The sequence below is a fragment of the Micromonospora sp. NPDC048905 genome (assembly GCF_040649655.1).
Lineage (GTDB): Bacteria > Actinomycetota > Actinomycetes > Mycobacteriales > Micromonosporaceae > Micromonospora.
The window spans coordinates 859,300-882,453 of sequence record NZ_JBEZFV010000001.1 but is presented as its reverse complement, the minus strand read 5'-3'; the positions used below and the strand labels follow the sequence as shown (position 1 = coordinate 882,453).

The 23,154-nt window shown below is 72.4% G+C and carries 23 protein-coding genes; 14 read left to right on the top strand and 9 right to left on the bottom strand.

Annotated features, from left to right (window positions below; genetic code table 11):
• Nucleotides 1-2 precede the first annotated feature (2 nt).
• Nucleotides 3-359, top strand: a complete 357-nt coding sequence (locus AB0C01_RS04180) for a DUF3099 domain-containing protein (protein ID WP_357247598.1) — start codon at nt 3-5, stop codon at nt 357-359.
• A gap of 86 nt (nt 360-445) precedes the next feature.
• On the opposite strand, the gene AB0C01_RS04175 is transcribed toward AB0C01_RS04180, so the two are convergent.
• Nucleotides 446-1,345: a PfkB family carbohydrate kinase gene (locus AB0C01_RS04175; RefSeq protein WP_357247601.1), complete on the bottom strand. Its 900-nt coding sequence runs from the start codon at nt 1,343-1,345 to the stop codon at nt 446-448.
• Nucleotides 1,342-2,277: a pseudouridine-5'-phosphate glycosidase gene (locus tag AB0C01_RS04170; protein ID WP_357570179.1), complete on the bottom strand. Its 936-nt coding sequence runs from the start codon at nt 2,275-2,277 to the stop codon at nt 1,342-1,344. The genes AB0C01_RS04175 and AB0C01_RS04170 overlap by 4 nt, the downstream gene beginning before the upstream one ends.
• Before the next feature lie 88 nt (nt 2,278-2,365).
• Between AB0C01_RS04170 and AB0C01_RS04165 the strand changes: the two genes are divergently transcribed.
• From AB0C01_RS04165 to AB0C01_RS04155, 3 genes are all read left to right on the top strand, one after another.
• The gene (locus AB0C01_RS04165; RefSeq protein WP_007456912.1) at nt 2,366-2,584 is read left to right on the top strand and encodes a DUF3039 domain-containing protein; all 219 of its coding nucleotides are present in this window, start codon (nt 2,366-2,368) and stop codon (nt 2,582-2,584) included.
• A 40-nt stretch (nt 2,585-2,624) separates the two neighbouring features.
• Nucleotides 2,625-3,287, top strand: a complete 663-nt coding sequence (locus AB0C01_RS04160; protein WP_357570178.1) for a trimeric intracellular cation channel family protein — start codon at nt 2,625-2,627, stop codon at nt 3,285-3,287.
• A 188-nt stretch (nt 3,288-3,475) separates the two neighbouring features.
• Nucleotides 3,476-5,209, top strand: a complete 1,734-nt coding sequence (locus AB0C01_RS04155; RefSeq protein WP_357247610.1) for a DEAD/DEAH box helicase — start codon at nt 3,476-3,478, stop codon at nt 5,207-5,209.
• Nucleotides 5,210-6,164: 955 nt separating this feature from the next.
• Here the strand turns inward: AB0C01_RS04155 and AB0C01_RS04150 are convergent.
• The gene (locus tag AB0C01_RS04150) at nt 6,165-6,398 is read right to left on the bottom strand and encodes a hypothetical protein (protein ID WP_030489368.1); all 234 of its coding nucleotides are present in this window, start codon (nt 6,396-6,398) and stop codon (nt 6,165-6,167) included.
• A gap of 245 nt (nt 6,399-6,643) precedes the next feature.
• A complete protein-coding gene (locus AB0C01_RS04145; protein WP_357247613.1) occupies nt 6,644-8,245 on the bottom strand; it encodes an RNA polymerase sigma factor in 1,602 nt (533 codons plus the stop codon).
• Nucleotides 8,246-8,534: 289 nt separating this feature from the next.
• Here AB0C01_RS04145 and AB0C01_RS04140 point away from each other — a divergent pair, with 289 nt between their 5' ends.
• Complete coding sequence (locus AB0C01_RS04140) at nt 8,535-9,356, top strand: inositol monophosphatase family protein (RefSeq protein WP_357570177.1); 822 nt, start codon at nt 8,535-8,537, stop codon at nt 9,354-9,356.
• A 36-nt stretch (nt 9,357-9,392) separates the two neighbouring features.
• Here AB0C01_RS04140 and AB0C01_RS04135 read toward each other — a convergent pair whose 3' ends face one another.
• Nucleotides 9,393-9,908 (bottom strand): LytR C-terminal domain-containing protein, encoded by a 516-nt coding sequence (locus AB0C01_RS04135; RefSeq protein WP_357248051.1) that lies wholly within the window; start codon nt 9,906-9,908, stop codon nt 9,393-9,395.
• Nucleotides 9,909-10,339: 431 nt separating this feature from the next.
• On the opposite strand from AB0C01_RS04135, the gene AB0C01_RS04130 reads away from it, so the two are divergent.
• Both AB0C01_RS04130 and AB0C01_RS04125 read left to right on the top strand, forming a co-directional pair.
• Nucleotides 10,340-10,636 (top strand): DUF4193 domain-containing protein, encoded by a 297-nt coding sequence (locus tag AB0C01_RS04130; protein ID WP_007075406.1) that lies wholly within the window; start codon nt 10,340-10,342, stop codon nt 10,634-10,636.
• 116 nt (nt 10,637-10,752) lie between these two features.
• A complete protein-coding gene (locus AB0C01_RS04125) occupies nt 10,753-11,610 on the top strand; it encodes a hypothetical protein (RefSeq protein ID WP_357570176.1) in 858 nt (285 codons plus the stop codon).
• A gap of 18 nt (nt 11,611-11,628) precedes the next feature.
• Here the strand turns inward: AB0C01_RS04125 and AB0C01_RS04120 are convergent, their stop codons facing one another.
• Nucleotides 11,629-12,156 carry a DUF3093 domain-containing protein gene (locus AB0C01_RS04120; protein WP_357570175.1) on the bottom strand — a complete coding sequence of 176 codons (528 nt, stop codon included), beginning with the start codon at nt 12,154-12,156 and terminating at the stop codon, nt 11,629-11,631.
• Nucleotides 12,157-12,246: 90 nt separating this feature from the next.
• On the opposite strand from AB0C01_RS04120, the gene dut reads away from it, so the two are divergent.
• The 4 genes from dut (at nt 12,247) to AB0C01_RS04100 (ending at nt 14,675) form a co-directional block, all read left to right on the top strand.
• Nucleotides 12,247-12,783 carry a dUTP diphosphatase gene (gene dut / locus AB0C01_RS04115; protein ID WP_357570174.1) on the top strand — a complete coding sequence of 179 codons (537 nt, stop codon included), beginning with the start codon at nt 12,247-12,249 and terminating at the stop codon, nt 12,781-12,783.
• A gap of 25 nt (nt 12,784-12,808) precedes the next feature.
• Complete coding sequence (locus AB0C01_RS04110; protein ID WP_357570173.1) at nt 12,809-13,471, top strand: DUF3710 domain-containing protein; 663 nt, start codon at nt 12,809-12,811, stop codon at nt 13,469-13,471.
• Between the two features lie 114 nt (nt 13,472-13,585).
• Nucleotides 13,586-13,966, top strand: coding sequence for an OB-fold nucleic acid binding domain-containing protein (locus AB0C01_RS04105; RefSeq protein ID WP_357070298.1), 381 nt, complete (start codon nt 13,586-13,588; stop codon nt 13,964-13,966).
• 25 nt (nt 13,967-13,991) lie between these two features.
• The gene (locus AB0C01_RS04100; protein WP_357378668.1) at nt 13,992-14,675 is read left to right on the top strand and encodes a DUF3159 domain-containing protein; all 684 of its coding nucleotides are present in this window, start codon (nt 13,992-13,994) and stop codon (nt 14,673-14,675) included.
• 37 nt (nt 14,676-14,712) lie between these two features.
• Here AB0C01_RS04100 and AB0C01_RS04095 read toward each other — a convergent pair whose 3' ends face one another.
• Together AB0C01_RS04095 and AB0C01_RS04090 are read right to left on the bottom strand one after the other, a co-directional pair.
• A complete protein-coding gene (locus tag AB0C01_RS04095) occupies nt 14,713-15,402 on the bottom strand; it encodes a TrkA family potassium uptake protein (RefSeq protein WP_357247634.1) in 690 nt (229 codons plus the stop codon).
• Nucleotides 15,403-15,405: 3 nt separating this feature from the next.
• Nucleotides 15,406-16,071 carry a TrkA family potassium uptake protein gene (locus AB0C01_RS04090; RefSeq protein WP_357247637.1) on the bottom strand — a complete coding sequence of 222 codons (666 nt, stop codon included), beginning with the start codon at nt 16,069-16,071 and terminating at the stop codon, nt 15,406-15,408.
• Between the two features lie 164 nt (nt 16,072-16,235).
• On the opposite strand from AB0C01_RS04090, the gene AB0C01_RS04085 reads away from it, so the two are divergent.
• The 3 genes from AB0C01_RS04085 (at nt 16,236) to dxs (ending at nt 21,689) form a co-directional block, all read left to right on the top strand.
• On the top strand, nt 16,236-18,323 hold the full coding sequence (locus AB0C01_RS04085; RefSeq protein WP_357247639.1) for an APC family permease: 2,088 nt from the start codon (nt 16,236-16,238) through the stop codon (nt 18,321-18,323).
• A 61-nt stretch (nt 18,324-18,384) separates the two neighbouring features.
• Nucleotides 18,385-19,608 (top strand): TRAM domain-containing protein, encoded by a 1,224-nt coding sequence (locus tag AB0C01_RS04080; protein ID WP_357570256.1) that lies wholly within the window; start codon nt 18,385-18,387, stop codon nt 19,606-19,608.
• Nucleotides 19,609-19,742: 134 nt separating this feature from the next.
• Entirely contained in the window at nt 19,743-21,689 is a 1,947-nt protein-coding gene (gene dxs, locus AB0C01_RS04075) for a 1-deoxy-D-xylulose-5-phosphate synthase (protein WP_357247642.1), read from the top strand.
• Between the two features lie 211 nt (nt 21,690-21,900).
• Here dxs and AB0C01_RS04070 read toward each other — a convergent pair whose 3' ends face one another.
• Nucleotides 21,901-23,094, bottom strand: coding sequence for a hypothetical protein (locus AB0C01_RS04070; protein ID WP_357570172.1), 1,194 nt, complete (start codon nt 23,092-23,094; stop codon nt 21,901-21,903).
• Between the last annotated feature and the right edge of the window lie 60 nt (nt 23,095-23,154).

Genomic DNA, 23,154 nt, shown 5'->3' with positions numbered 1-23,154 from the left:
AGGTGAAGCGTCAGGCCTACCAGCCGATTCTGATCACCGACGCCTCGCGCAGCCAGGGTGACCAGCTCACCAGCCGTCAGCGCCGCTATGTCCTGATGATGGGCATCCGGGTGGCCTGCATCATCGTCGGCGCGGTCCTGGTCGGTGCGAACGCCCCACTGCTCTGGCTCTGGCTGCCGTTGTGCGTCCTCGGCATGGTGCTCATCCCGTGGCTGGCCGTGCTGCTGGCCAACGACCGGCCGCCCAAGGAGGAACACCGGCTGGCCAACCGGTTCCACCGCCGGCACACGGACGACACCCCGCCGATGAGCCTCACTGCGGAGGAGCGCCACCACAAGGTCATCGACGTCGAACCCTGACCCGCGAACGGGCCAGGGTTCGACACTCACGGCTGCGGCCGTGCGCCGCGACCGCTACTGCTGCGGGCAGTGCAGTGCGCCAGCCTCTACGGCTGTGGCCGTGCGCCGACCGTCGAGACGGCCAGCGCGCCCAGGTCGGTGGCGCGGGTCAGCGCCGCGGTCGGGGCGGCGCCGGCGAGCCAGGCGGTGAGCAGGCCGGCCGCGAAGGCGTCGCCCGCCCCCGTGACGTCCCGTACCGCCACCCGCCGGGCGGGCGCCACCCAGACCGCCGCGCTGCGGTCGACCCAGACCGCGCCGGCCGCGCCGCGCTTCACCACCACCCGCCAGGCCGTCGCCGACAGTGCCCGCCCCTGCGCCGCCGGGTCCAGGCCGCCGGCCAGCACCGTGGCCTCGTCCGCGTTGACCAGCAGCAGGTCGACGTCGCGTACCCAACTCAGGAACGCCGCCGCGCCCACCCGCCGCAGCGGCGCCGCGGAGGCCGCGTCGACGCTCGTGGTGAGCCCGCGCTCGCGGGCGGCGGCCAACGCCCGCAGCCCGGCGTCGCGCGACCCGGCGTCCAGGAGGGTGTACGCGGACAGGTGCAGATGCCCGGCGTCGGGCACCGCCGCGAGGGCCCGCTCGACGTGCGCGGCGCTCAGCCGCAGGTTCGCACCCCGCTGGTTGACCATGGTGCGCTCGTCGTCGGTCGCCAACACGATCACCGTGCCGGTCGGCACGTCCTCGACCCGCTCGATCGCGCAGTCGACACCCGCCCGTTCCAACTCGGCGACCCGGTCCCGCCCGGCGTCGTCGTTCCCGACGGCGGCGACGAGCGTGACGTCCACCCGCTGAGCGGCGACCCAGGCGGCGGTGTTGGCCGCCTGGCCCCCGCCGCCGATACTGATCTCGGCTCCGGTGTCCGAGCCGGCCGCGAGCGGCCCGTTCAGCACCGCGACCACATCGGTGATCACGTCCCCGACGACGATCACCCGGGCCGGTCGGGTCATACCGCGGCGGCGGTGTCGCGGGCCGCCGCGGCGACCGCGATCCGCGCGGCCAGATCGGCGTTGCGCAGAATGATCCGGACGTTCACGGTGAGGCTCGCGCCCTCGGTGGCCGAGTGGAAGTGCGCCAGCAGGTACGGGGTGACGGCCTTTCCGGTGATCCCGTCCCGCTCCAGCAGGGCCAGACCGTCGGCGAGCGTCCGGTCGTGCAGCTCCGGGTCGAGCTGTTCGTCGACCGGCAACGGGTTGGCGACGAGCAGCCCGCCGGTGTGCAACGCGTGCGCGTCCCGGGCGGCGAGTACGTCGGCGACCTGCTCGGGGGAGTCCACCGACCAGTCCAGGTCGAAGCCGGCGTCGGTGCGGTAGAAGCCGGGGAACCGGCGGGTGCGGTAACCGAGCACGGCGACCCCGAGGGTCTCCAGGCGCTCCAGCGTCGCGCCCACGTCGAGGATCGACTTGACGCCGGCGCAGACCACCACGATCGGGGTCTGGGCCAGGGTGACCAGGTCGGCCGACTCGTCGAAGGTGTGCGCGGCCTCCCGGTGCACCCCACCCAACCCGCCGGTGGCGAACACCCCGATGCCGGCCGCGGCGGCCACGGCGCTTGTCGCGGCAACCGTGGTGGCGCCGTCCACGCCGCTCGCCGCCGCCACCGCGAGGTCGCGGACGGAGAGTTTCGTCACTCCATCGACCGTCGCCAGTCGGGTCAGCTGTGCGTCGTCCAGGCCGACCACCAGCTTGCCGCCGATCATGCCGATCGTCGCGGGAACGGCCCCGGCGTCCCGGACCGCCCGCTCGATTTCCCTGGCCACCCGTAGGTTCTCCGGGCGGGGCAGCCCGTGCGAGACGATGGTGCTCTCCAGTGCGACGACGGGCCGGCCGTCGCGCAGGGCGTCGGCGACCTCGGTGCCGTAGCTGAGGTGAAAGTCAGTCACCCGGGCACCGTACGGGGTCGGGCTCCCGCCGGCCTCAGGTGGACCCGGCCGTGATGACCTGCCAAACTTGTCGGTTGGAGGTGCAGACGTGAGCACAGAGGTTCTCGAGCGTCCCGAGCTGAAGGACGCCGACACCGGTCCCGAGATGTTCCACTACGTCCGCAAGGAGAAGATCGCCGAGAGTGCCGTCATGGGCACCTTCGTCGTCGCGCTCTGCGGCGAGACCTTCCCGGTCACCAAGGCCGCCAAGCCGGGTTCGCCGGTCTGCCCGAAGTGCAAGGAGATCTACGACTCGTACCGCGAGTGAACCTCGGCCGGCGCTCCGGCCGGCGACGTAGCCTGCGGCGGTGACCACCTCCACCGCCCTGCTCCTCGCCGACCTGACCGGCGTCGCGGTGTTCGCCGCGTCCGGGGCGTCGGCGGCGGTGGCCAAACGGCTGGACCTCTTCGGCGTCGCGTTCGTCGGGTTCGTGGCCGCCCTCGGCGGTGGGATCTTCCGGGACCTGGTCATCGACGAGGCGCCGCCGCTGGCCTTCGCCGACTGGCGGTACGTGGCCACCGCCGCGATCACCGCGCTGGCCACCTTCTGGTTGCACCCACAACTGGCCCGACTGCGCACCACCGTGCTGGTGCTGGACGCGGCGGGCCTCGCGCTGTTCACCGTCACCGGCACGCTCAAGGCGCTCGACGCCCGGGTGCCGGCCGTCGGCGCCTGCCTCATCGGCATGCTCACCGCGATCGGCGGCGGGCTCGCCCGCGACCTGCTCACCGCCGAGATCCCGGTCGTGCTGCGCCGGGAGATCTACGCGCTGGCCGCGCTGGCCGGGTCGGTCACGGTGGTGCTGCTGTACGTCACCGGGCAGACCGCGCCCGCGTCGCTCACCGCGGCCGCCGTCCTGGTCTTCGGGCTGCGCCTGATCGCACTGCGCCGACGCTGGTCCGCCCCGGTGGCGACGCTGCGCCCACCGCGCACCGGTGGGGCGGATCCGCGTACCGACCGGGAGTGGTGAACGGCCCGGCCGCTGTTCGGGTGAGTGCGGGATTGTGACCAGCGTGGCGTCGCCTGGGCCGTGGGGCCCGTGCTGGTTATGCTGAGTCGGCCTTCGCGGCAGCTACTGCGCGGAGGCGTTTTCATGGGCGGCGGGACTCGTGGCCCTCGCCCCGGATCCGCGTTCGTGCGGTCGGAGAGGAGCTTCGCGTGGCAGCCCGGACGCCGGTGCTCGAGACGTTCCCGGCACTACGCTCCTGGCAGCGTAAGGCCCTGGTGGAATACCTGCGTCGGCGTACCGACGACTTCACCGCGGTCGCCACGCCAGGTGCCGGCAAGACCACCTTCGCCCTGCGGATCGCGGCCGAACTGCTCGCCGACGGCACCATCGAGGCGGTCACCGTGGTCGCCCCGACCGAGCACCTGAAGAACCAGTGGTCCGACGCCGCGGCCCGGGTGGGCATCCAACTCGACGCCGCCTTCCGCAACGCCGACCTGCACTCCGCGGCCGACTTCCACGGCGCGGTGGTCACCTACGCCCAGGTCGGAATGGCCCCGCAGGTGCACCGCCGGCGCACCATGACCCGGCGCACCCTGGTCATCCTCGACGAGATCCACCACGCGGGGGACTCCCGGTCCTGGGGCGACGGCGTGAAGAACGCCTTCGAACCCGCCGTACGCCGGCTGATGCTGACCGGGACGCCGTTCCGCTCCGACGACAACCCGATCCCGTTCGTCAGCTACGAGCGGGGCGGGGACGGGCTCATGCGCTCCCGCGCCGACTCCGTGTACGGCTACTCCGACGCGCTGCGCGACGGCGTGGTCCGGCCGGTGCTCTTCCTGGCGTACTCCGGGGAGACCCGGTGGCGGACCAACGCGGGGGAGGAGTTGGCCGCCCGCCTCGGTGAGCCCATGACGCAGGATCTGGTGGCGCAGGCCTGGCGTACCGCCCTGGACCCGGCCGGGGACTGGATGCCGCAGGTGCTGCGGGCCGCCGACGCCCGACTCACCGTGCTCCGTAACGCGGGGATGGCCGACGCCGGTGGTCTGATCATCGCCACCGACCAGCAGACCGCCCGCTCGTACGCCAAGTTGATCGAGCAGGTGACCGGCGAGAAGGCCGCCGTGGTGCTCTCCGACGACCAGGGCGCATCCGCCCGGATCGCGACGTTCGCGGCGTCCGACCAGCGCTGGCTGGTCGCGGTGCGGATGGTGTCCGAGGGGGTGGACATCCCCCGACTCGCGGTCGGGGTCTACGCCACCAGCGCCAGCACGCCGCTCTACTTCGCCCAGGCGATCGGCCGGTTCGTCCGGGCCCGCCGCCCCGGGGAGACCGCGTCGGTGTTCCTGCCCAGCGTGCCGCACCTGCTCGGCCTGGCCAGCGAGATGGAGACCGAGCGGGACCACGTGCTCGGCAAACCCAAGGAATCCGACGGTTTCGACGACGACCTGCTGGAACGCGCGCAGCGCGACGACCAGGCCAGCGGCGAGCTGGAGAAGCGGTTCGCCGCGCTGTCGGCCACCGCCGAGCTGGACCAGGTGATCTTCGACGGGGCGTCGTTCGGCACCGCGGCACAGGCCGGCACCCCCGAGGAGGAGGAATACCTCGGCCTGCCCGGCCTGCTCACCGCCGACCAGGTGTCCCTGCTGCTGACCAAGCGGCAGGCCGCCCAACTTGCCGCCCAACGCCGCCGTACCGCCGACGCGGCCTCTCAGCCGGCCGCTGCGCCCACCGTGGCACCACCGGCACCTCTGAGTGCCGCCCAGCGTCGCGTGGCGCTCCGGCGCCAACTGAACGCTCTGGTGGCCGCCCGACACCACCGCACCGGCCAGCCGCACGGCAAGATCCATGCCGAGTTGCGTCGGCTGTGCGGCGGGCCGCCGAGCGCGCAGGCCACCATCGAGCAGCTGGAGGAACGCATCGCCACCGTCCAGACCCTCTAGACCCGCCGAGGAACGGCCCCCCCGTACAGATCCACCCGCCCGGCCCCACCACACCAGCCGGGTGGCGCCCTGGCGACGTGGCGGCCTGGCGACGTGGCGGCCTGGCGACGTGGCGGCCTGGCGGCCTGGCGGCCTGGCGCCCTGGCGGCGTGGCGGCGTGGCGGCGTGGCGGCCTGGCGGAGTGGCGGCGTGGCGGAGTGGCGGCGTGGCGGCGTGGCGGCGTGATCCACTCGGCTTCCTTGAAAACGCGGTGTTCGAGCCGGGGGGAAAGCGCGACTTCCGTGAAACCGAGTGGATCACGGGGGTCTGGGGTGGTGTCGAGGCTTGCCTGCCCGGACGGCCGCACATGCCCTCCGCGGGCGCGCCCCGATCCTCAAGATCGCGCTAGATCCACGATGTAGTGGTGTCGGTGGGTTGGTGAGGCCACTACATCCTGGTTCGAGCGTGACCTTGGTCGGCCGGTGGCGCTTGGATCTCGCTCCCGGTGTCCCGAGGGCGGTGGTCGTCGTCAAGATCACTGCAGGATCAGGGATGTTGCTGTCTCGGTGGCGTCGGAGACAGCAACATCGGAGAAGTTGCCGGGGCGCGGCGTACGGGGTGCGGCGCCCGGGGTGGGCGCACGGGGTGCGGCGCTCGGGGTGGGCGCACGGGGGTGCGGCGCAGGGTGCGGCACCGCGGGGTGCGGCACGCGGGGTGCGGGACGCGGGGTGCGGGACGACGCGGGGTGCGGGACGCGGGGTGCAGCGCACGGGGTGCAGCGCACGGGGTGCAGCGCACGGGGTGCGGCACGCGGGGTGCGGGGCACGGGGCACGGGGCACGGGGTGCGGCGCACGGGGCGCGGGTTGCGGGTTGCGGGGGCGCGTTCGGCGTGGGGCGGGCGTGGCGGTTCGGACAGAAAAAGCCGACCGGAGGTCCCCTCGGGGGACCTCCGGTCGGCTATGTCGGTTAGCGGATTTAGTTCGCCATCAGATCGGCGCCACGCCAGCTGAAATCGGGCTCCGTCGCGAACCGCTCGGTGATCTTCACGAGATCCTCCGCGTACTTGTTCGCATGGTGCCCGCAGAACACCAACTCGCTCCCACCCGTGAGGGTGATCCGGAGCTTCCCGGCAGCATTGCAGCGGTCGCACCGTTCATCGGCGGCTGGGGGAGCCGCCGTCACGGGCGGCGGCGTGAGGGTCGGGGTCATCGCCTTCCTCCTCTGGTCGTCACCGATGAACAATCTCTTCGGTCGTTGCTCACCTATGGTGCAACACCCTTGCTAGGCACTGCCTTCCCTGTGTGCCCGCGGGGGACCGAGGTCACACCTGGCAGGGACAGTGTGCCGTGCACCCAGGGTGCCACGTCAACGATCACATTCGTGCATCCGGACGATCACCATCTCGTGTTGCACACCAGGTGGTCAAAACGACACGTTCGGTTGACGAAACCGGCTCAGTCCAGGTAATCCCGGAGGACCTGCGACCGGGACGGGTGACGCAGCTTGGACATCGTCTTGGACTCGATCTGCCGGATCCGCTCCCGGGTCACCCCGTAGACCTGGCCGATCTCGTCAAGCGTCCGGGGCTGGCCGTCGGTCAGGCCGAAGCGGAGGCGTACCACACCCGCCTCACGCTCGGAGAGCGTCTGCAGCACCTGCTGGAGCTGGTCCTGCAGGAGCGAGAACGAGACCGCGTCGACCGCGACCACGGCCTCGGAATCCTCGATGAAGTCACCGAGCTGGCTGTCGCCCTCGTCACCGATGGTCTGGTCCAGGGAGATGGGCTCCCGAGCGTACTGCTGGATCTCCAGCACCTTCTCGGGTGTGATGTCCATCTCCTTGGCCAGCTCCTCCGGAGTGGGCTCGCGACCCAGATCCTGGAGCAGCTCGCGCTGTATGCGGCCGAGCTTGTTGATGACCTCGACCATGTGCACCGGGATGCGGATGGTGCGGGCCTGGTCGGCCATCGCGCGGGTGATCGCCTGCCGGATCCACCAGGTGGCGTACGTGGAGAACTTGTAGCCCTTGGTGTAGTCGAACTTCTCCACCGCGCGGATCAGGCCGAGGTTGCCCTCCTGGATCAGGTCGAGGAAGGCCATGCCGCGACCCGTGTACCTCTTGGCCAGCGACACCACCAGTCGGAGGTTCGCCTCCAGGAGGTGGTTCTTGGCGCGCTCGCCGTCACGGGAGATCCAGCCCAGGTCACGGACCATGTCCCGGACGAGCTTCTCTTCGCCCTCGTCGGCGGCGCGCAGCCGCTCGGCGGCGTAGAGCCCGGCCTCGATCCGCTTGGCCAGCTCCACCTCCTGCTCGGCGTTGAGCAGCGGAACCTTGCCGATCTGCTTCAGGTACGCGCGGACCGAGTCGGCCGAGGCGGTCAGCTCGGCGTCCCGCCGGGCCTGCTTGAGCGCCTCGGACTCCTCGTCGTCCCACTCGAAGTCGTTGTCGGTCGCCGAGGCGGCGGCGTCGGTCTCGGCGGCCTGGGCCAGCTCGGCCGGCTCCTCGACCACCACGTCCTCGATCGCGGCGGCCAGTTCCTCCGGGTCGATCTCGCCGTCGGCGCCCTCGCCCTTTGCCTTGCCGGCGGCCTTCGTCGGTTTGGCACCGGCGGCCGCGGCCACCGTCGCCTTGGTGGCTCGGGTCGACTTGGTCGCCTTCGCCGGAGCCGCCGCGGCGGAGGCGCCGGTGGCCTTGCTCGCGGTCGCCTTGCGTGGGGCCGGCGTCGCCGGCGCGTCGTCGCCGGCTGGCGCCTGCTTCGGGGCCGGCGCGGCGGCCTTCTTGGTGGTCTTGGCGGTGGTGGCCCGGGACGCCGGCGTGGTCGACCGGGCCGCGGCGACCCGGCGGCGGGTGCTCGCCGAGCCGTCCACCACTACGGTCACTCCCGCCTCGGAGAGCGCCCGCAGGATCTTCTTGGCCTGGGCCGGAGTCACCTCGGCGGACTCGACGGTGCGCGCGAGCTGGGCCGACGTCAGCTGACCACCGGCGCTCTGCGCGTGGGCGATCAGGGTGTCGGTGAGCGAGCGAACGTCGGCGCCGGTCTGGCGGGGTTCTGTCACGAATGACCTTCCGGAGGCGAAGAGCGGGCACGGCCGGGTCGTCCGGCACAGCATGGGGCAACCGGGCCGGGCGATGTGGTTGAGGGACCCTCGCGTCCCGGGCCGGCCGGTGGTCGGCGGTCCGTGGCGCGTGGGCAGGGGTGAATTGTAACGCCGTCTGCGGCGATCATCCTGCGCCGCACTGCGTAACGACGGTGGGACCGCTGATTCGACGCTGATCTGGACTTTGTAAGGATGATACCCGCGCGTGGCCCGGAACACCCCGGTCGTGCGGGAAGGGGGCGTTGGGATGCACAGTTCGGCACCGTCACCTCGGGATCTTTTGGCGATCGCGCTCGACGTGGCGCGGGACGCGGCGGCCACCGCGTACCGGATGCGCGCCGAGGGAGTTTCCGTGGCCGCGACCAAGAGTACGGTCACCGACGTGGTCACCGCCGCCGATCGGGCGGTCGAACGGCAGGTGCTCGACGCGCTGAAGCGGGCGCGGCCGGACGACGCGGTACTCGGCGAGGAGTACGGCAGCGGGGACACCGGGCCGGTCGCGCCGGGCGGGGTGCGGTGGATCGTCGACCCGATCGACGGCACCGTGAACTACCTCTACGGGCTGCCGTACAGCGCGGTGTCGCTGGCCGCCGAGGTGCACGGGGTGGTGGTCGCCGGCGTGGTGCGCAACGTGAGCACCGGCGAGGAGTGGACGGCCACGGCCGGGGGCGGCGCCTGGCGGGACGGCGTCCGGCTGCGCTGCTCCGCCGAGGTGGACCTGGGTCAGGCGCTGGTCGGTACCGGGTTCGGCTACGACGCCCGTCGTCGTGCGCACCAGGCCCAGGTGGTGGCCGGGTTGATCGCGCACGTCCGGGACATCCGCCGGCTGGGCGCCGCCGCGCTGGACCTCTGCCTGGTCGCGGAGGGCCGGCTCGACGCGTACTTCGAGAAGGGCCTCGCGGCCTGGGACCTGGCCGCGGGTGGGCTGGTGGCCGCCGAGGCGGGTGTGCGGGTCGCCGGCCTGGCCGGTCGGCCGCCGGGGCCGGACCTGGTGGTCGCGGCCCCGCCGGCGCTCTTCCCGTCGCTGCACGACCGGCTCGCCGAGCTGGACGCCGCCGGCGGACCGTGACCTGTCGATCCGACGGCGCGCGGCGTGGCTACGCCGTCACTTGGCGGCCGGGGACGGGCAGGAGCCCGCGGGCGCCTTCGGTGGCCCCGAGTCGCCGAGGGACTGGTTGACCTCGGTCGTGGTGGCGAGCTGCTGGAAGTTGTTGCCCAGCACCACGTCCACGGTGTCGTCGGTGCGCTTCTCCTGGTAGTCCCGCTTGGCCTCGTTGAGGAAGTACGCCTCGAGCAGGTGCGCGGAACCGACGCCGTTCGGGCCGTACCGCAGCACCGCGACGTTGTCGACCTGCTTCTTCTCGTCCCCGGTCTTGGTGACCTGGAACTGGCGGTTGCGGAACTCGTCGCTGACGGTGTGGGCGAGGCCGGGCCGGTCGGTGGCGTTGAACACGTTGATCTTGACGTCCTTGCGCTCGCGCAGGGTCAGATCCGCCAGCGGCCAGCCATCCGGGCATCCCGCCGCGGTGCCCGCGTCGCCCTGGCTGTCGCGGACCACGGCCACGACGACGAAGACCAGGGCGATGATCGCCAGCAGGCCGACGACGACGAGTGCCCGCACGCGCGCAAAACTCATCAGAGCCTCCCCGGACTCCAGTGGGTGGTGACGGCCAGGAGCGATCGCTCGGGCCGCCGGCCGTCGAATACGCCGCTGAGGTTAACGGTTGTCCGGCCGTCGCGTGGAAACAGCCCGACATGCCGGCGCGCCGACCGCAGACCGGGTACTAATACCCCTATCTTCGTGTCGCCTGAATCACATTGGGAACAACTTGGCGCGCAGGGGCGTACATCTCAGCCGCAAGGGCGGTATACATGCCTCGCCCAAGGGGGGGTAAGGTTCCGCGCTCGCAGGGGAGTCGCCCCAGCGAGCTCGACCCGTTCGGTCCTCGGGTCGGGTGCCCGACACAAGTGGTGGCCGGCCAGCGGAACCGAAACAGCGTCGTCCGGCGTTACAACCGGAAGCGACAACATCGATATGGGAGAGTGAAACCGATGGCCACCGACTACGACGCCCCGCGTCGCGACGAGGTCGACCTCGGCGAGGACAGCCTGGAAGAGCTCAAAGCACGGCGCGTCGACTCACAGTCGGGCGCGGTGGACGTCGACGAGGCCGAGGTGGCCGAGAGCTTCGAGCTGCCCGGTGCCGATCTGGCCGACGAGGAGCTCACGGTCAAGGTGCTTCCGATGCAGCAGGACGAGTTCCGGTGCGCCCGCTGCTTCCTGGTCCACCACCGTAGCCAGCTGGCGGTCGAGCGTAACGGCGAGCTGATCTGCCGCGAGTGCGTCTGACAACCACGACACCAGCGGCGGCCTCCGGAACGGGGCCGCCGCTGCCGGTGTAGGCATGCGGCCGAGGTGGGTACCTGCTTGACTCGTAGCGGGTAGCCACAGCACCGGGAGGTCCGATGAGCGATCGAGGCGGCAGCACCGACGGCGGCACTGACCACCCCAGCGCCACCGACGGCGGCACTGGCAACCTCGGCGCCACCGACGGCGGCTCGGACGACCTCGGCGCGACCGTCGCGGCGTTGACCGCGGACGACATCGAGCCGGCCCGTCGCCGTCAACTACTGACCCGGATGGTCGGGCAGGCCCGTGCCCGGGGCGTCTCCGACCTGTTCAAGCCACGTGCCGCGATGCGCTGGATGGTCGACGCGGTCGCGGACGTCGCCCCGCACATACCGGTGCGAAACCTGGACACCCTGCGCCAGCACTTTCCCGGCCTGGACGACGCCGCCCTGGCCGACCGGCTCATCCGCAACGCGTCGCGGACCACCGCCGCGATCGGCGCGGCCGGTGGGGGAGTCGCCGCCGTCGAGTGGACTGTCGCACCGACCCTGCTCTCCGCTCCGGTGCTGCTCGCCGCCGAGACGGTGGCCGTGGTCGCGGTGGAGCTGAAGCTGGTCGGCGAGCTACACGAGATCCACGGTGTGGCGCTGCCGGACGCCGGCAGTCAGCGGGCGGTCGCCCTGGTGCACTCCTGGGCCACCCAGCGCGGGGTCAACCCGATGGTCCCCGGCGTGGGAGTGGGTGCGGTGCTCGGCACCGCCGCCCGCAAGGAGCTGCGGGACATGCTGCTGCGGCGCTTCGGTCGCAACCTCACCACACTCGGGCCGTTCCTGACCGGCGCCGCGGTGGCCAGCTTCCTCAACCGGCGGGCCACCCAGCAGATGGCCGAGCAGCTTCAGGTGGACCTGCGCCGGCGGGGCATCGCCCGGCCCGCGCCACCGCAGGCCCTGCCGGGTCCGCCGACCGGCACCTGAGCGGCCCGTGGCGCCGGATCAGCCGGGCTCCTCCGCTGTCGGACCGATCACCGCGAGCGCGTCCCGCGCGGCCAGCACCGCCTCGGCCAGCTCGACCGGGTGCCGCGTGCTCACCACCCAGAACGGGGTCGGGTCGGCCGGGTCGTCGAGCACCACCTGCACGGCCCCGCCGATCCACGGTCGCTGTACGACGAAGGCGAGCGGGTCCGCGCCGACGCCCAGCACCTCACGGCGACCGGCGGCGTCCAGCGGGACCACGTCGGCCACGAAACGCACCGGCAGGCGGGCGTCGTCCACCCGCAGCTCCGAGTCGGCGACCCGCACCCGGATCCGGCCCAGCCACCACAACCCGGCGGCGGTGAGCGGCAGCAGCACGGCGAACGGCAGCCAGGCCCGGACGCCGTCGGCGCCCATCCAGATCTCGACGGCCAACAAGGCGGCTGCCACCAGCCCGGCCAGCCACAGCCACCAGGGCAGATCCAGCCGTTCGTCGTACGCCGTGCGGGCGTCGACCGGCGGCTGGTCGGCGGACGGAGAGGGCGACATGCTCACTCCTGCGAGGGTACGGCGCACGGCGGCTCGACGAACCGGCAGGATGGCAGGGTCAGCCCGCGAACCGGACGGAAGAGGGGACCCGTGACCGACGTCGTACCCGTGCCCGTGCAGCTGCTCGACTCCGAGCTGCCGTTGCCCACGTACGCCCATCCCGGCGACGCCGGGGCCGACCTCGTGGCGGCCGCGGACGTGGAGCTGCCGCCCGGCGGCCGTGCCCTGGTGCCCACCGGCGTCGCCATCGCGCTGCCGGAGGGGTACGTGGGTCTGGTTCATCCCCGGTCCGGTCTGGCGGCCAGGCTCGGCGTGACGGTGCTCAACGCGCCCGGTACGGTCGACGCCGGCTACCGGGGTGAGATCCTGGTCAACCTGATCAACCATGATCGGGATCTGCCGGCGAAGATCTCCCGTGGCGACCGCATCGCGCAGCTCGTGGTCCAACAGGTCGCGCGGGCGAGGTTCGAGCCGGTGGTCGAGCTGCCCGCGTCCCGGCGCGGGACCGGCGGGCACGGGTCCACCGGTGGTCACGCCGGGCTGGTGCCGTCTCCGGCGGGCCAGGACCGGGTCGAGCCGCGGCCAGACGAGCCGGGCCGCGGGCAGACGGAAGAGGTGGCAGGGTGAGTGTGAACAGCGGAGGGCGAGCGCAGTGATCTTCTCCCGAAAGCGGGCCGATGCCGAACGGCACACCCGTGACGATCAGGCCGTCGAGGTCCCGGACCAGGGCGATGCGGCGCCGACGCTGGAGCGCGGCCCGTACGACATCTCCGAGAGCTACGCCGACGTGCAGCGGCTCGACCTGGGCAGCCTGCACATCCCGGCGATCGCCGAGGTCGAGGTGCGGGTGCAGGCCGACCCGCAGGGCGTGATCCAGCAGGTCGTGCTGGTGCATGGCGACAACGCGCTCCAGCTGGGTGTCTTCGCCGCCCCCCGGTCCGAGGGGATCTGGGACGAGGTGCGCGAGGAGATCCGCCAGTCGCTGCTCCGCGACGGGGCGAGCGCGCAGGAGGTCGACGGCGAGTACGGCCCGGAGCTGCACGCCCAGGTGCCCACCCCGGACGGCCCGACGAATCTGCGGTTCGTCGGCGTCGACGGGCCGCGCTGGATGGTCCGCGGCGTGTTCCAGGGGCCGGTGGCCATCGACCCGGCCGCGGCCGGGCCGCTCGTCGAGTGCCTGGACGGCCTGGTGGTCGACCGCGGCCAGGAGGCCAAGCCGGTCCGCGAGCCACTGCCGCTGCGGCTACCCCGGGAGATCTCCGACCAGACCGACGCCGAGGCGGGCGACGCCGCCGCCGAGCCGCGCCAGGTCTGACCCGCGTCCACCGGCCCGCCGGAACCAGCCCCGTCGGCGTACGCTGGCGGCACGGTTCCGGCGCCGCCGGGGCCGGCCGGGGACGGCGAGCGTGGAGAGGGTGACGCGGAGGTCATGACGACCGACGAGGGCCGGGTGTCGCTGCGGCGCATCCTGCAACGGTTCACCGCCAGCGAGGCCGAGATCGACGCGCAGGAGCTGCGTCGGGAGAGCGCCCAGTGCGGCGGGATCCCCGCCCAGCAGTGCTCGCGGGGCCAGCTGGTCTCGGTCGCTGGTCGGCTGCGCACGGTGGTCTACACGCCGCGCACCAACCTGCCCACCCTGGAAGCCGACCTGTACGACGGCACCGACGTGGTCACCCTGGTCTGGTTGGGTCGACGGCACATCGCCGGGATCGAGCCGGGCCGGCACCTGACCGCCCGGGGCCGGGTGGCGGTGCGCGACGACCGCAAGGTCATCTACAACCCCTATTACGAGCTGGACTCGCCGAAGTGACGGCGCTGCGGACGGAAGGCCGGCGATGACGACGGGACAGCACCGGGCGGCACAGCCGGAGACCGGCCCGCCGGAAGAGGAGCCACTGCCGACGATCGCCGAGCAGATGGCCGACCAGCTCGGCGGCTGGCGGGGGTTGGTGGAGTCCAGCATCCCGGTGGTCGTCTTCGTGGTCGCCAACATCATCGGTGAGCTGCGACCGGCGGTGATCGCCTCGGTCGCGATCGCGCTACTGATCGCCGGGTTGCGGCTGGCCCAGCGACGGCCGATCCGGCACGCCGTCAACGGCCTGTTCGGCGTCGGTATCGGCGCCGCCATCGCCTGGCGCACCGGCGACGAGCGCGACTTCTATCTCCCCGGCATCCTCTACGGCATCGGGTACGGCATCGCCCTGCTGGTCTCGGCGGTCATCCGGCAGCCGCTGGTGGGCTGGATCTGGTCGGTGCTGGTCGCCAAGGGCCGCTCGGAATGGCGCGACGATCCGAAACTGGTGCGGACCTTCACCCAGCTGACCGTGCTCTGGGGCGTGGTGTGGCTGGCCAAGGTGGGCGTGCAGGCCGGGCTCTACCTGGCCCACCAGGACACCGCCCTGGGCGTGGCCCGGCTGGCGCTGGGCTACCCGCCGTACGCGCTGTTATTGCTGATCACGGTCTGGACGGTGCGCCGGGTCACCCGGGAGCCGCAGCCGACCCCGCTGCCCGGCGCCTGAGCGAGCGCCTGGCTACCCGGGTCGCCCGCTCGTCCGCTCAGCGCGAGCCGCGAGTCCGTTCGACGCTGTCCGGTCCGAGGATCACCGCGCGGACCTGGTCCTCCACCTCGGCGGTGCAGACGAAGACCAGCTCGTCGCCGGCCTCGATCGGGTCGTCCGGGCTGGGCACCAGGACCCGCTTGCCGCGCAGGATCGCCACCAGCGCGGAGTCGCGGGGCAGCGGCACGGCGTGGATCGGCTGACCGACGTAGGGCGCGGTCGGTGGCAGGGTGATCTCGACCAGGTTCGCCTCGCCCTGCCGGAAGGTCATCAGCCGGACCAGGTCGCCGACGGTGACGGCCTCCTCGACCAGCGCGGCCATCACCCGCGGCTTACTCACCGCGACGTCCACGCCCCACTGCTCGGTGAACAGCCACTCGTTCTCGGCCCGGTTGACCCGGGCGACCACGCGAGGCACCGCGAACTCGGTCTTGGCCAGCAGCGACAGCACCAGGTTGGTCTTGTCGTCACCGGTCGCCGCGACCACCACGTCGCACCCGGCGATGTTGGCCTCCTCCAGGCTGGCCACCTCGCACGCGTCGGCGAGCACCCACTCGGCCTCCGGCACCCGGTCCGGGCGCAGCATCTTGGGTTGGCGTTCGATCAGCATCACCTGGTGGCCGTTGTCGATCAGCTCCTGGGCGATCGAACGGCCCACGTTGCCCGCGCCCGCGATGGCGACCCGCATGGCTCAGTGCCCCCCTTCCGGCGGCGCCGCCGCCACCGACGTGACCGTCGCCACGATGTCATCGCTGACCAGCATGAACACCTGGTCACCCTCCTGCACGACGGTAGAGCCGGTGGCCAGCGTGCCGATGCCGAAGCGGATCAGATAGGCCACCCGCGCGCCGGAGGCGTCCTCCAGGGTGCGTACCGACCGACCGATCCAGTCCTTGTGCACCGGCACCTCGACGATCGACACGGTGCTTGTGGGGTCGCGGAAGATCTCCACGTTGCCCTCCGGCACCAGATGCCGCAGCATCCGGTCGGCCGTCCACCGCACGGTCGCCACGGTGGGGATGCCCAGCCGCTCGTAGACCTGCGCCCGGCGCTGGTCGTAGATGCGGGCGGCGACCCGGGACACGCCGAACGTCTCGCGGGCCAGCCGAGCCGAGATGATGTTGGAGTTGTCGCCGCTCGACACCGCCGCGAAGGCGTCCGCGCGCTCGATGCCGGCCTGGCGCAGCACCTCACCGTCGAAACCGGCCCCGGTCACCGTGATTCCGGCGAAGTCGGGGCCGAGTCGGCGGAAGGCGTCGGCGTCCTGGTCGATCACCGCCACCGAGTGCCCTCGGGATTCCAGGCTGTGGGCGAGGGTCGACCCGACCCGGCCACATCCCATGATCACGACGTGCACGCTGTCCCTCCCAAGGTGCGTACCACTCCGTCTGCTGGTGGCCTGACGAGTGCGAGCCTGCCACGTCCCGGTGCGGAGCGGGGACCGACCGTACCCCGTCGTGCCCGGCGGCCACGCTCGCCCACCCCCGCGCTCCCACGGTGGTGGTCGTACTCTTGGCGTTCGTGGCCAGTCCCACCTCGCTGCTGAAGCGGCTTCTGCTCGGTCGACCGTTCCGGTCCGACCGACTTCAGCACACCCTCCTGCCGAAGCGCATCGCGCTACCCGTGTTCGCCTCCGACGCCCTGTCCAGCGTCGCGTACGCGCCCGACGAGATCCTGCTGACCCTCTCCATCGCCGGCACCTCGGCGTACTTCTTCTCCCCGTGGATCGCCCTCGCGGTGGTCGTGGTGATGCTCACCGTGGTGGCGAGCTACCGGCAGAACGTGTACGCCTACCCCTCCGGTGGCGGCGACTACGAGGTGGCCACGGTCAACCTGGGTCCGAAGTTCGGAGTCGGGGTGGCCAGCGCGCTGCTCGTGGACTACGTGCTCACGGTGGCGGTGTCGGTCTCGTCCGGGGTGGCCAACCTCGGCTCGGTGGTGCCGTTCGTGGCCACCCACAAGGTCCTGATCGCGGTGATCGCGGTGGTCCTGCTGACCGCTGTCAACCTGCGCGGCCTGCGGGAGTCCGGCACCGCGTTCGCCATCCCCACCTACGGCTTCGTCATCGTGATGGGCGGGATGCTGCTCACCGGGCTCTTCCGGGTCTTCGTGCTGGGCGACGACCTCCGGGCGCCCAGTGCCGACCTGGTCATCCAGGCCGAGCACAGTGTGACCGGTTTCGCGCTCGTCTTCCTGCTGCTGCGGACGTTCAGCTCGGGCGCCGCCGCGCTCACCGGCGTCGAGGCGATCTCCAACGGCGTGCCGGCGTTCAAGGCCCCGAAGAGCCGCAACGCCGCCACCACGCTGCTGCTGCTGGGTGCGATCTCGGTGAGCATGCTGGTCGGGATCATCTGGCTGGCCCGACTGACGCACCTGCAGTTCGTCGAGGACCCGGCGCTCCAGATCGTCGCCGGCCCGGACGGCTACGTGCAGAAGACGGTCACCACCCAGCTCGGCGAGACGGTCTTCGGCTCCGGCTCGATCCTGCTCTACGTGGTGGCCGGGATGACCGCGCTCATCCTCTTCCTGGCGGCGAACACCGCGTTCAACGGTTTCCCGGTGCTCGGCTCGATCCTCGCCCAGGACCGCTACCTGCCCCGCCAGTTCCACACCCGGGGCGACCGGCTGGCCTTCTCCAACGGCATCACCTTCCTGGCCCTGTTCGCGATCGTGCTGATCGTCGGCTTCCAGGCCGAGGTGACCCGGCTCATCCAGCTCTACATCGTCGGGGTCTTCGTCTCGTTCACGGTCTCCCAGGCGGGCATGATCCGGCACTGGAACCGGCGCCTGCGCACCGAGCGGGACGCGGAGGCGCGGCGCCGGATGATCCGGTCCCGGGCCATCAACACGTTCGGCATGGGCCTGACCGGCACGGTGCTGGTGATCGTGCTGATCACCAAGTTCCTGCTCGGCGCCTGGATCGCGATCGCCGCCATGGCGGTGATCTACCTGCTGATGCTGGCCATCCGCCGGCACTACGACCGGGTGGCGGCCGAGCTGACCCCGCCGGACGAGGGCCGGGCCGTGCTGCCCGCCCGTAACCACGCGATCGTGCTGGTCAGCAAACTGCACCAGCCGACGCTGCGGGCCATCGCCTACGCTCGGGCCACCCGACCGGACACGCTGACCGCGGTGACCGTCAACGTGGACGACAAGGACACCCGCGACCTGCAGGCCGACTGGGAGCGGCGGGAGATGGCCATTCCGCTCACGGTGATCGACTCGCCGTACCGGGAGATCACCCGGCCGATCCTGGACTTCGTCGCCAACACCCGCCGCAAGTCGCCCCGGGACGTGGTCACCGTCTTCATTCCGGAGTACGTGGTGGGTCGCTGGTGGGAGAACCTGTTGCACAACCAGAGCGCCCTGCGCCTCAAGGGTCGGCTGCTCTTCGAACCGGGGGTGATGGTGGTCAGCGTGCCGTGGCAGCTCGCCTCGACGGCGAGCAAGAACCTGGACCGGCTGGACGCGACGCTGTCCCGTACCCCGGCGCGGGGGCCGCGCGGGCCGCGCGGCACCGTACCGCCGGAGGGCCTGCCGGTCGCCTCCGCCCCGGCGCCCGAGACTCGCCCGATCGACGGCGGCCCGGTCGGGACCGGCCGTGACTGAGCCCGGCGTACGCCAGCCCGCCACCCCGGCCAACCCGCCGTCGGTGCCGTCGGTGCCGTCGGTGCTTGAGCGTGGCCTGGCCGAGGCGGAACGGGTCGAGCTGACGGTCGACGCCGTCGCCCCCGGCGGGCACTGCGTGGCCCGGGTGGACGGGCAGGTGGTCTTCGTCCGGCACGCGCTGCCCGGCGAAAGGGTCATCGCGGAGGTCACCGAGGTGCACCGGGGGTTCGTCCGGGCCGACGCGGTGAGCGTGCTGGAAGCCTCACCGGACCGGGTCGAGCCGCCCTGCCCGTACGCGAAGCCGGGTGCGTGCGGCGGCTGCGACCTGCAACACGTCGCCCCGGAGGCGCAACTGGCCTGGAAGACCGCGGTGGTGCGCGAACAGTTGACCCGCCTGGGTGGGCTGACCGACGCCGAGCTGGACCAACTCGGCGTCCGGGTCGAGGCGCTGCCCGGCGGGCTGCTGGGCTGGCGTTCCCGGGTCCGCTACGCCGTGGACGCCGCGGACCGGGCCGGCCTGCTCAAACACCGTTCGCACGAGGTGGTGCCGATCGACAGGTGCCGGATCGCCCACCCGGCCATCCAGCGGCTGCCGGTGCTCGCCGAACGCTGGACGGCCGCCGAGGCGGTGGAGACCGTCGCCAGCACCGGCGGGGACGTGACAGTCACCGCGGTCCGCGACGGGGTGCCCACCCCGGTCAGTGGCCCGACCGAGGTCCGCGAGGTGGCCGCCGGCCGGGACTGGGCGCTGCCCGCGTCCGGGTTCTGGCAGGTGCACCCGGCCGCGGCGGACACCCTCTGCACGGCGGTGCTGGAGCTGCTGGACCCGCGGCCGGGCGAGACCGCGTGGGACCTCTACGGCGGCGCGGGGCTGTTCGCCGCCGCCCTCGCCGGCCGGGTCGGCGCTGCCCGGATCACCCTTGTCGAGTCGAGCCGGGACGGGGTGGACGCGGCCCGCGCCAACCTGGCCGACCTGCCCCAGGTCGAGGTGGTGGCGGCCCGGGTGGAGACCGCGCTCACCCGTCGACGGATCACCGGCCCGGTCGACGTGGTGGTGCTCGACCCGCCGCGCTCCGGCGCGGGCGCCCAGGTGGTGCGGGACGTCGTCGCCGCCGGCCCACGGGCGGTCGCGTACGTGGCCTGTGACCCGGCGGCCTTCGCCCGGGACGTGCGCACCTTCACCGAACTGGGTTGGCGGCTGGCGGCGCTGCGGGGCTTCGACCTCTTCCCGATGACGCAGCACGTCGAGTGCGTCGGACTGCTGCTGCCTCCGGTCGAGCGCTGACCGGCGATCCTCGTACTCCGGTCCTCCGGCGGCGGCTGCGGATCCGGCTCTGACCAGGCGCTCAGCCCACCCGCGCGGCTCGGGCCACTCGGCCCAGGCTGCGGAGTGCCGGGCGGCCGATAGACTCTCCGGTCATGAGTGTTGAAGAGGACACGGCCAACCACGGCCGGTTGCTGGGGACGGTCCGCGGTCCGCAGGACGTCAAGCGGATGTCCGGTGAGGAACTGGACGTCCTCGCCGCCGAGATCCGTGACTTCCTGATCGCCAAGGTCTCCCGCACCGGCGGGCACGTCGGGCCCAACCTCGGTGTGGTCGAGCTGACGCTGGCCATGCACCGCGTCTTCGACTCCCCCCGCGACCGGCTCCTGTTCGACACCGGTCACCAGTCGTACGTGCACAAGATCCTCACCGGCCGCCAGGCCGGCTTCGACAAGCTCCGCCAGCGCGGTGGCCTCTCCGGCTACCCCAGCCAGGCGGAGAGCGAGCACGACCTCATCGAGAACTCGCACGCCTCCACCGCGCTGTCCTACGCCGACGGCCTGGCCAAGGCGTACGCCCTGCGGGGCGAGGCCCGCAGCGTCGTGGCCGTGGTCGGCGACGGCGCGCTGACCGGCGGCATGTGCTGGGAGGCGCTGAACAACATCGCCACCGCCGGCAACTCCCTCGTGATCGTGGTCAACGACAACGGCCGTTCCTACTCGCCGACCATCGGCGGGCTGGCCGACCACCTCTCCTCGCTGCGGCTCAACCCCGGCTACGAGAAGGTCCTCGACACGGTCAAGGACGCCCTCGGCTCCACGCCGCTGGTCGGCAAGCCGATGTACGAGGTGCTGCACGCGGTCAAGAAGGGCATCAAGGACGCGGTCGCCCCGCAGGCCATGTTCGAGGACCTCGGCATCAAGTACGTGGGTCCGGTGGACGGGCACGACGTGGCGGCGGTCGAGGCGGCGCTGCGCGCGGCCAAGAACTTCGGCGGCCCGGTGATCGTGCACGCGGTCACCCGCAAGGGCTACGGCTACCGCCCGGCCGAGGAGGACGAGGCCGACTGCCTGCACGGCCCCGGCAGCGCCTTCGACGTCGAGACCGGCGCGCTGCTGGCCGCGCCGTCGGTGAAGTGGACGCACGTCTTCGCCGACGAGCTGCTGGCCATCGCCGACGAGCGCCCGGACGTGGTGGGCATCACCGCCGCCATGGCCGAGCCGACCGGCATCGCCAAGCTGGCCCGCAAGTACCCCGAGCGGGTGTACGACGTGGGCATCGCCGAGCAGCACGCCGCCACCTCGGCGGCCGGGCTGGCCCTCGGCGGCCTCCACCCGGTGGTCGCGGTCTACGCCACCTTCCTCAACCGCGCCTTCGACCAGGTTCTGCTGGACGTGGCGATGCACAAGCTGCCGGTGACCTTCGTGCTGGACCGGGCGGGCATCACCGGCCCGGACGGCCCCAGCCACTACGGCATCTGGGACATGTCCGTCTTCGGGGTGGTGCCCGGCCTGCGGATCGCCGCTCCCCGGGACGCCGCCACGCTCCGCGAGGAGCTGCGTGAGGCGCTCGCCGTCGACGACGGCCCGACCGTGGTGCGTTTCCCGACCGGCGCGGTCGCCGCGGACCTGCCGGCGCTGCGTCGGGTCGGCACTGTCGACGTGCTGGCCGAGTCCGCCCGTACCGACGTGCTGCTCGTCGCCGTCGGCTCCTTCGGCCAGTTGGGCATGGAGGTCGCCGCCCGGGTCGCCGAGCAGGGTTACGGGGTCACCGTCGTCGACCCCCGCTGGGTGCGTCCGGTCCCGGCGGAACTGGTCGACCTGGCCGCCCGTCACCGGCTGGTGGTGAGCGTCGAGGACGGCGTCCGGGTCGGCGGGGTGGGCGACGCGCTCGGCCAGGCGATGCGCGACGCCGACGTCCGGGTGCCGCTCAAGGACCTGGGCGTACCGGCCGACTGGCACCCGCACGGCACCCGCGCGCAGATCCTCGCCGACCTGGGCCTGACCGCCCAGGACGTGGCCCGCAACGTCACCGGCTGGATCTCCGGCCTGGACGCCACCCCGGACCGCCTCACCCCCAGCGACGCGGCCGCGCAGAACTGACCACCTCGCGACACCAGCGGCGGGCGGCCCTCCGGGACCGCCCGCCGCGTCGTCGCACCCTGTGCCGCGCTGCCCGGCCCCGTGCCGCGCCGATCTTGCACTTTCGGTCGCCGTAAGGCGCGCTTTGCGACTATTTGTCGGGGCAGAAAGTGCAAGATCGCCGCGGTGGGGGCGGGGGCCAGGGTGGGCGGCGGGGACGGGGGGTGGTGGGTCAGCGGGGTTTTACCGAGCGGTAGTGGGTCTTGTCGGAGTTGGCGAGGCTGTAGGTCTGGGAGCGGGACGGGCTGGGGATGACCGCCAGGCCGGGGCGCTCGACCAGCAGCGGAGTGCCCGGCGGGACGGACAGGGAGCTGTCCCGGGTGGCCCGCCAACTGAGCACCACCAGCGGCTGACCGGGTACGGGCAGTTGGTACGCCTGCAGCGGGGTGGCCCGGTCCGCGGGTGAGACGACGGGTGCGCCGCCGTCGGCCGGTCGGTAGATCACGGCGGTCATCGCGCCGGCGTCGGTATCCCAGTTGAGCTGCTGCAACTCCGCCGCCGCGCCACCTCCGAGGGCGACCTCGCCCAGCGAGCGGACCGTGAGTTTCGCCATCGGCCAGGACGTCGGCACCGAGCGCGGGGCGTCCCGGTCGCCGATCCGGCGCGGAATGCTGCCGAACGGACCCCGGTCGCCGGCCAGCACACAGGTGTCCAGCCCGGTCAGCGCCCGCCGTCCCGTGCCGGACTCGTCCCGGACCAGGGGATAGCGCGGATCGACGGTGCCGGTGCCCAGATCCAGCAGCCGGTCGGCGGCCCGCCCGCGCGGCAACGACTCGGTGGTTCGGAGGGTCGCGGTCACCGCGACAGCCGTGCAGGCCGGCACGTCGACAGGTGCGCTGAGGCCGTCCGCGACGGTGAGCGTCCGATCCTGTGGTCCGACCAGGGTCTGCACCCGGGCGGAGATCAGGTAGCGCCGGCCGCCGGCGGTCTGCACCGGCAGTACGTCGGAGTAGACGAGATAACCCGGGTCGGTGTACTCGGTGGCACGGGTCACCGCGTACCGATCGCCGTCGCGGGTGAGTTGCAGCAGCCAGGAGGCGCTCTCGCCGGGCACGTCGGCGGCCACGATCGCCGTCGGGGCACCATCGACCCGGCCGGAGAACAGGATGCCGGACGTGGGTAGGTGCGCGCGGTCATCGGCCGGCGACCGCCAGTCACGAACGGCGTCGGTGACCGCTGCCGTCGCCGTGCCGTCGCCCGAGAGATCGCCGCGCGGCGGCCACACCGCCAGCGTGCCATCCAGGCTGTCGTACCCGACCCGCAGGTCCTGTGGCTTGCGATCCGCGACCGGACCGCATGCCGTGCTGGCCAACAGCGCACTCAGCAGGACGGCGAGCGTCCTGCCGTACCGACGGCCTGGAGTCACCTGGCCCGCCCCCGATCGCCTCGCCGTCGCTGTCGGAAAGCGCCATAGTACGAGATGTCC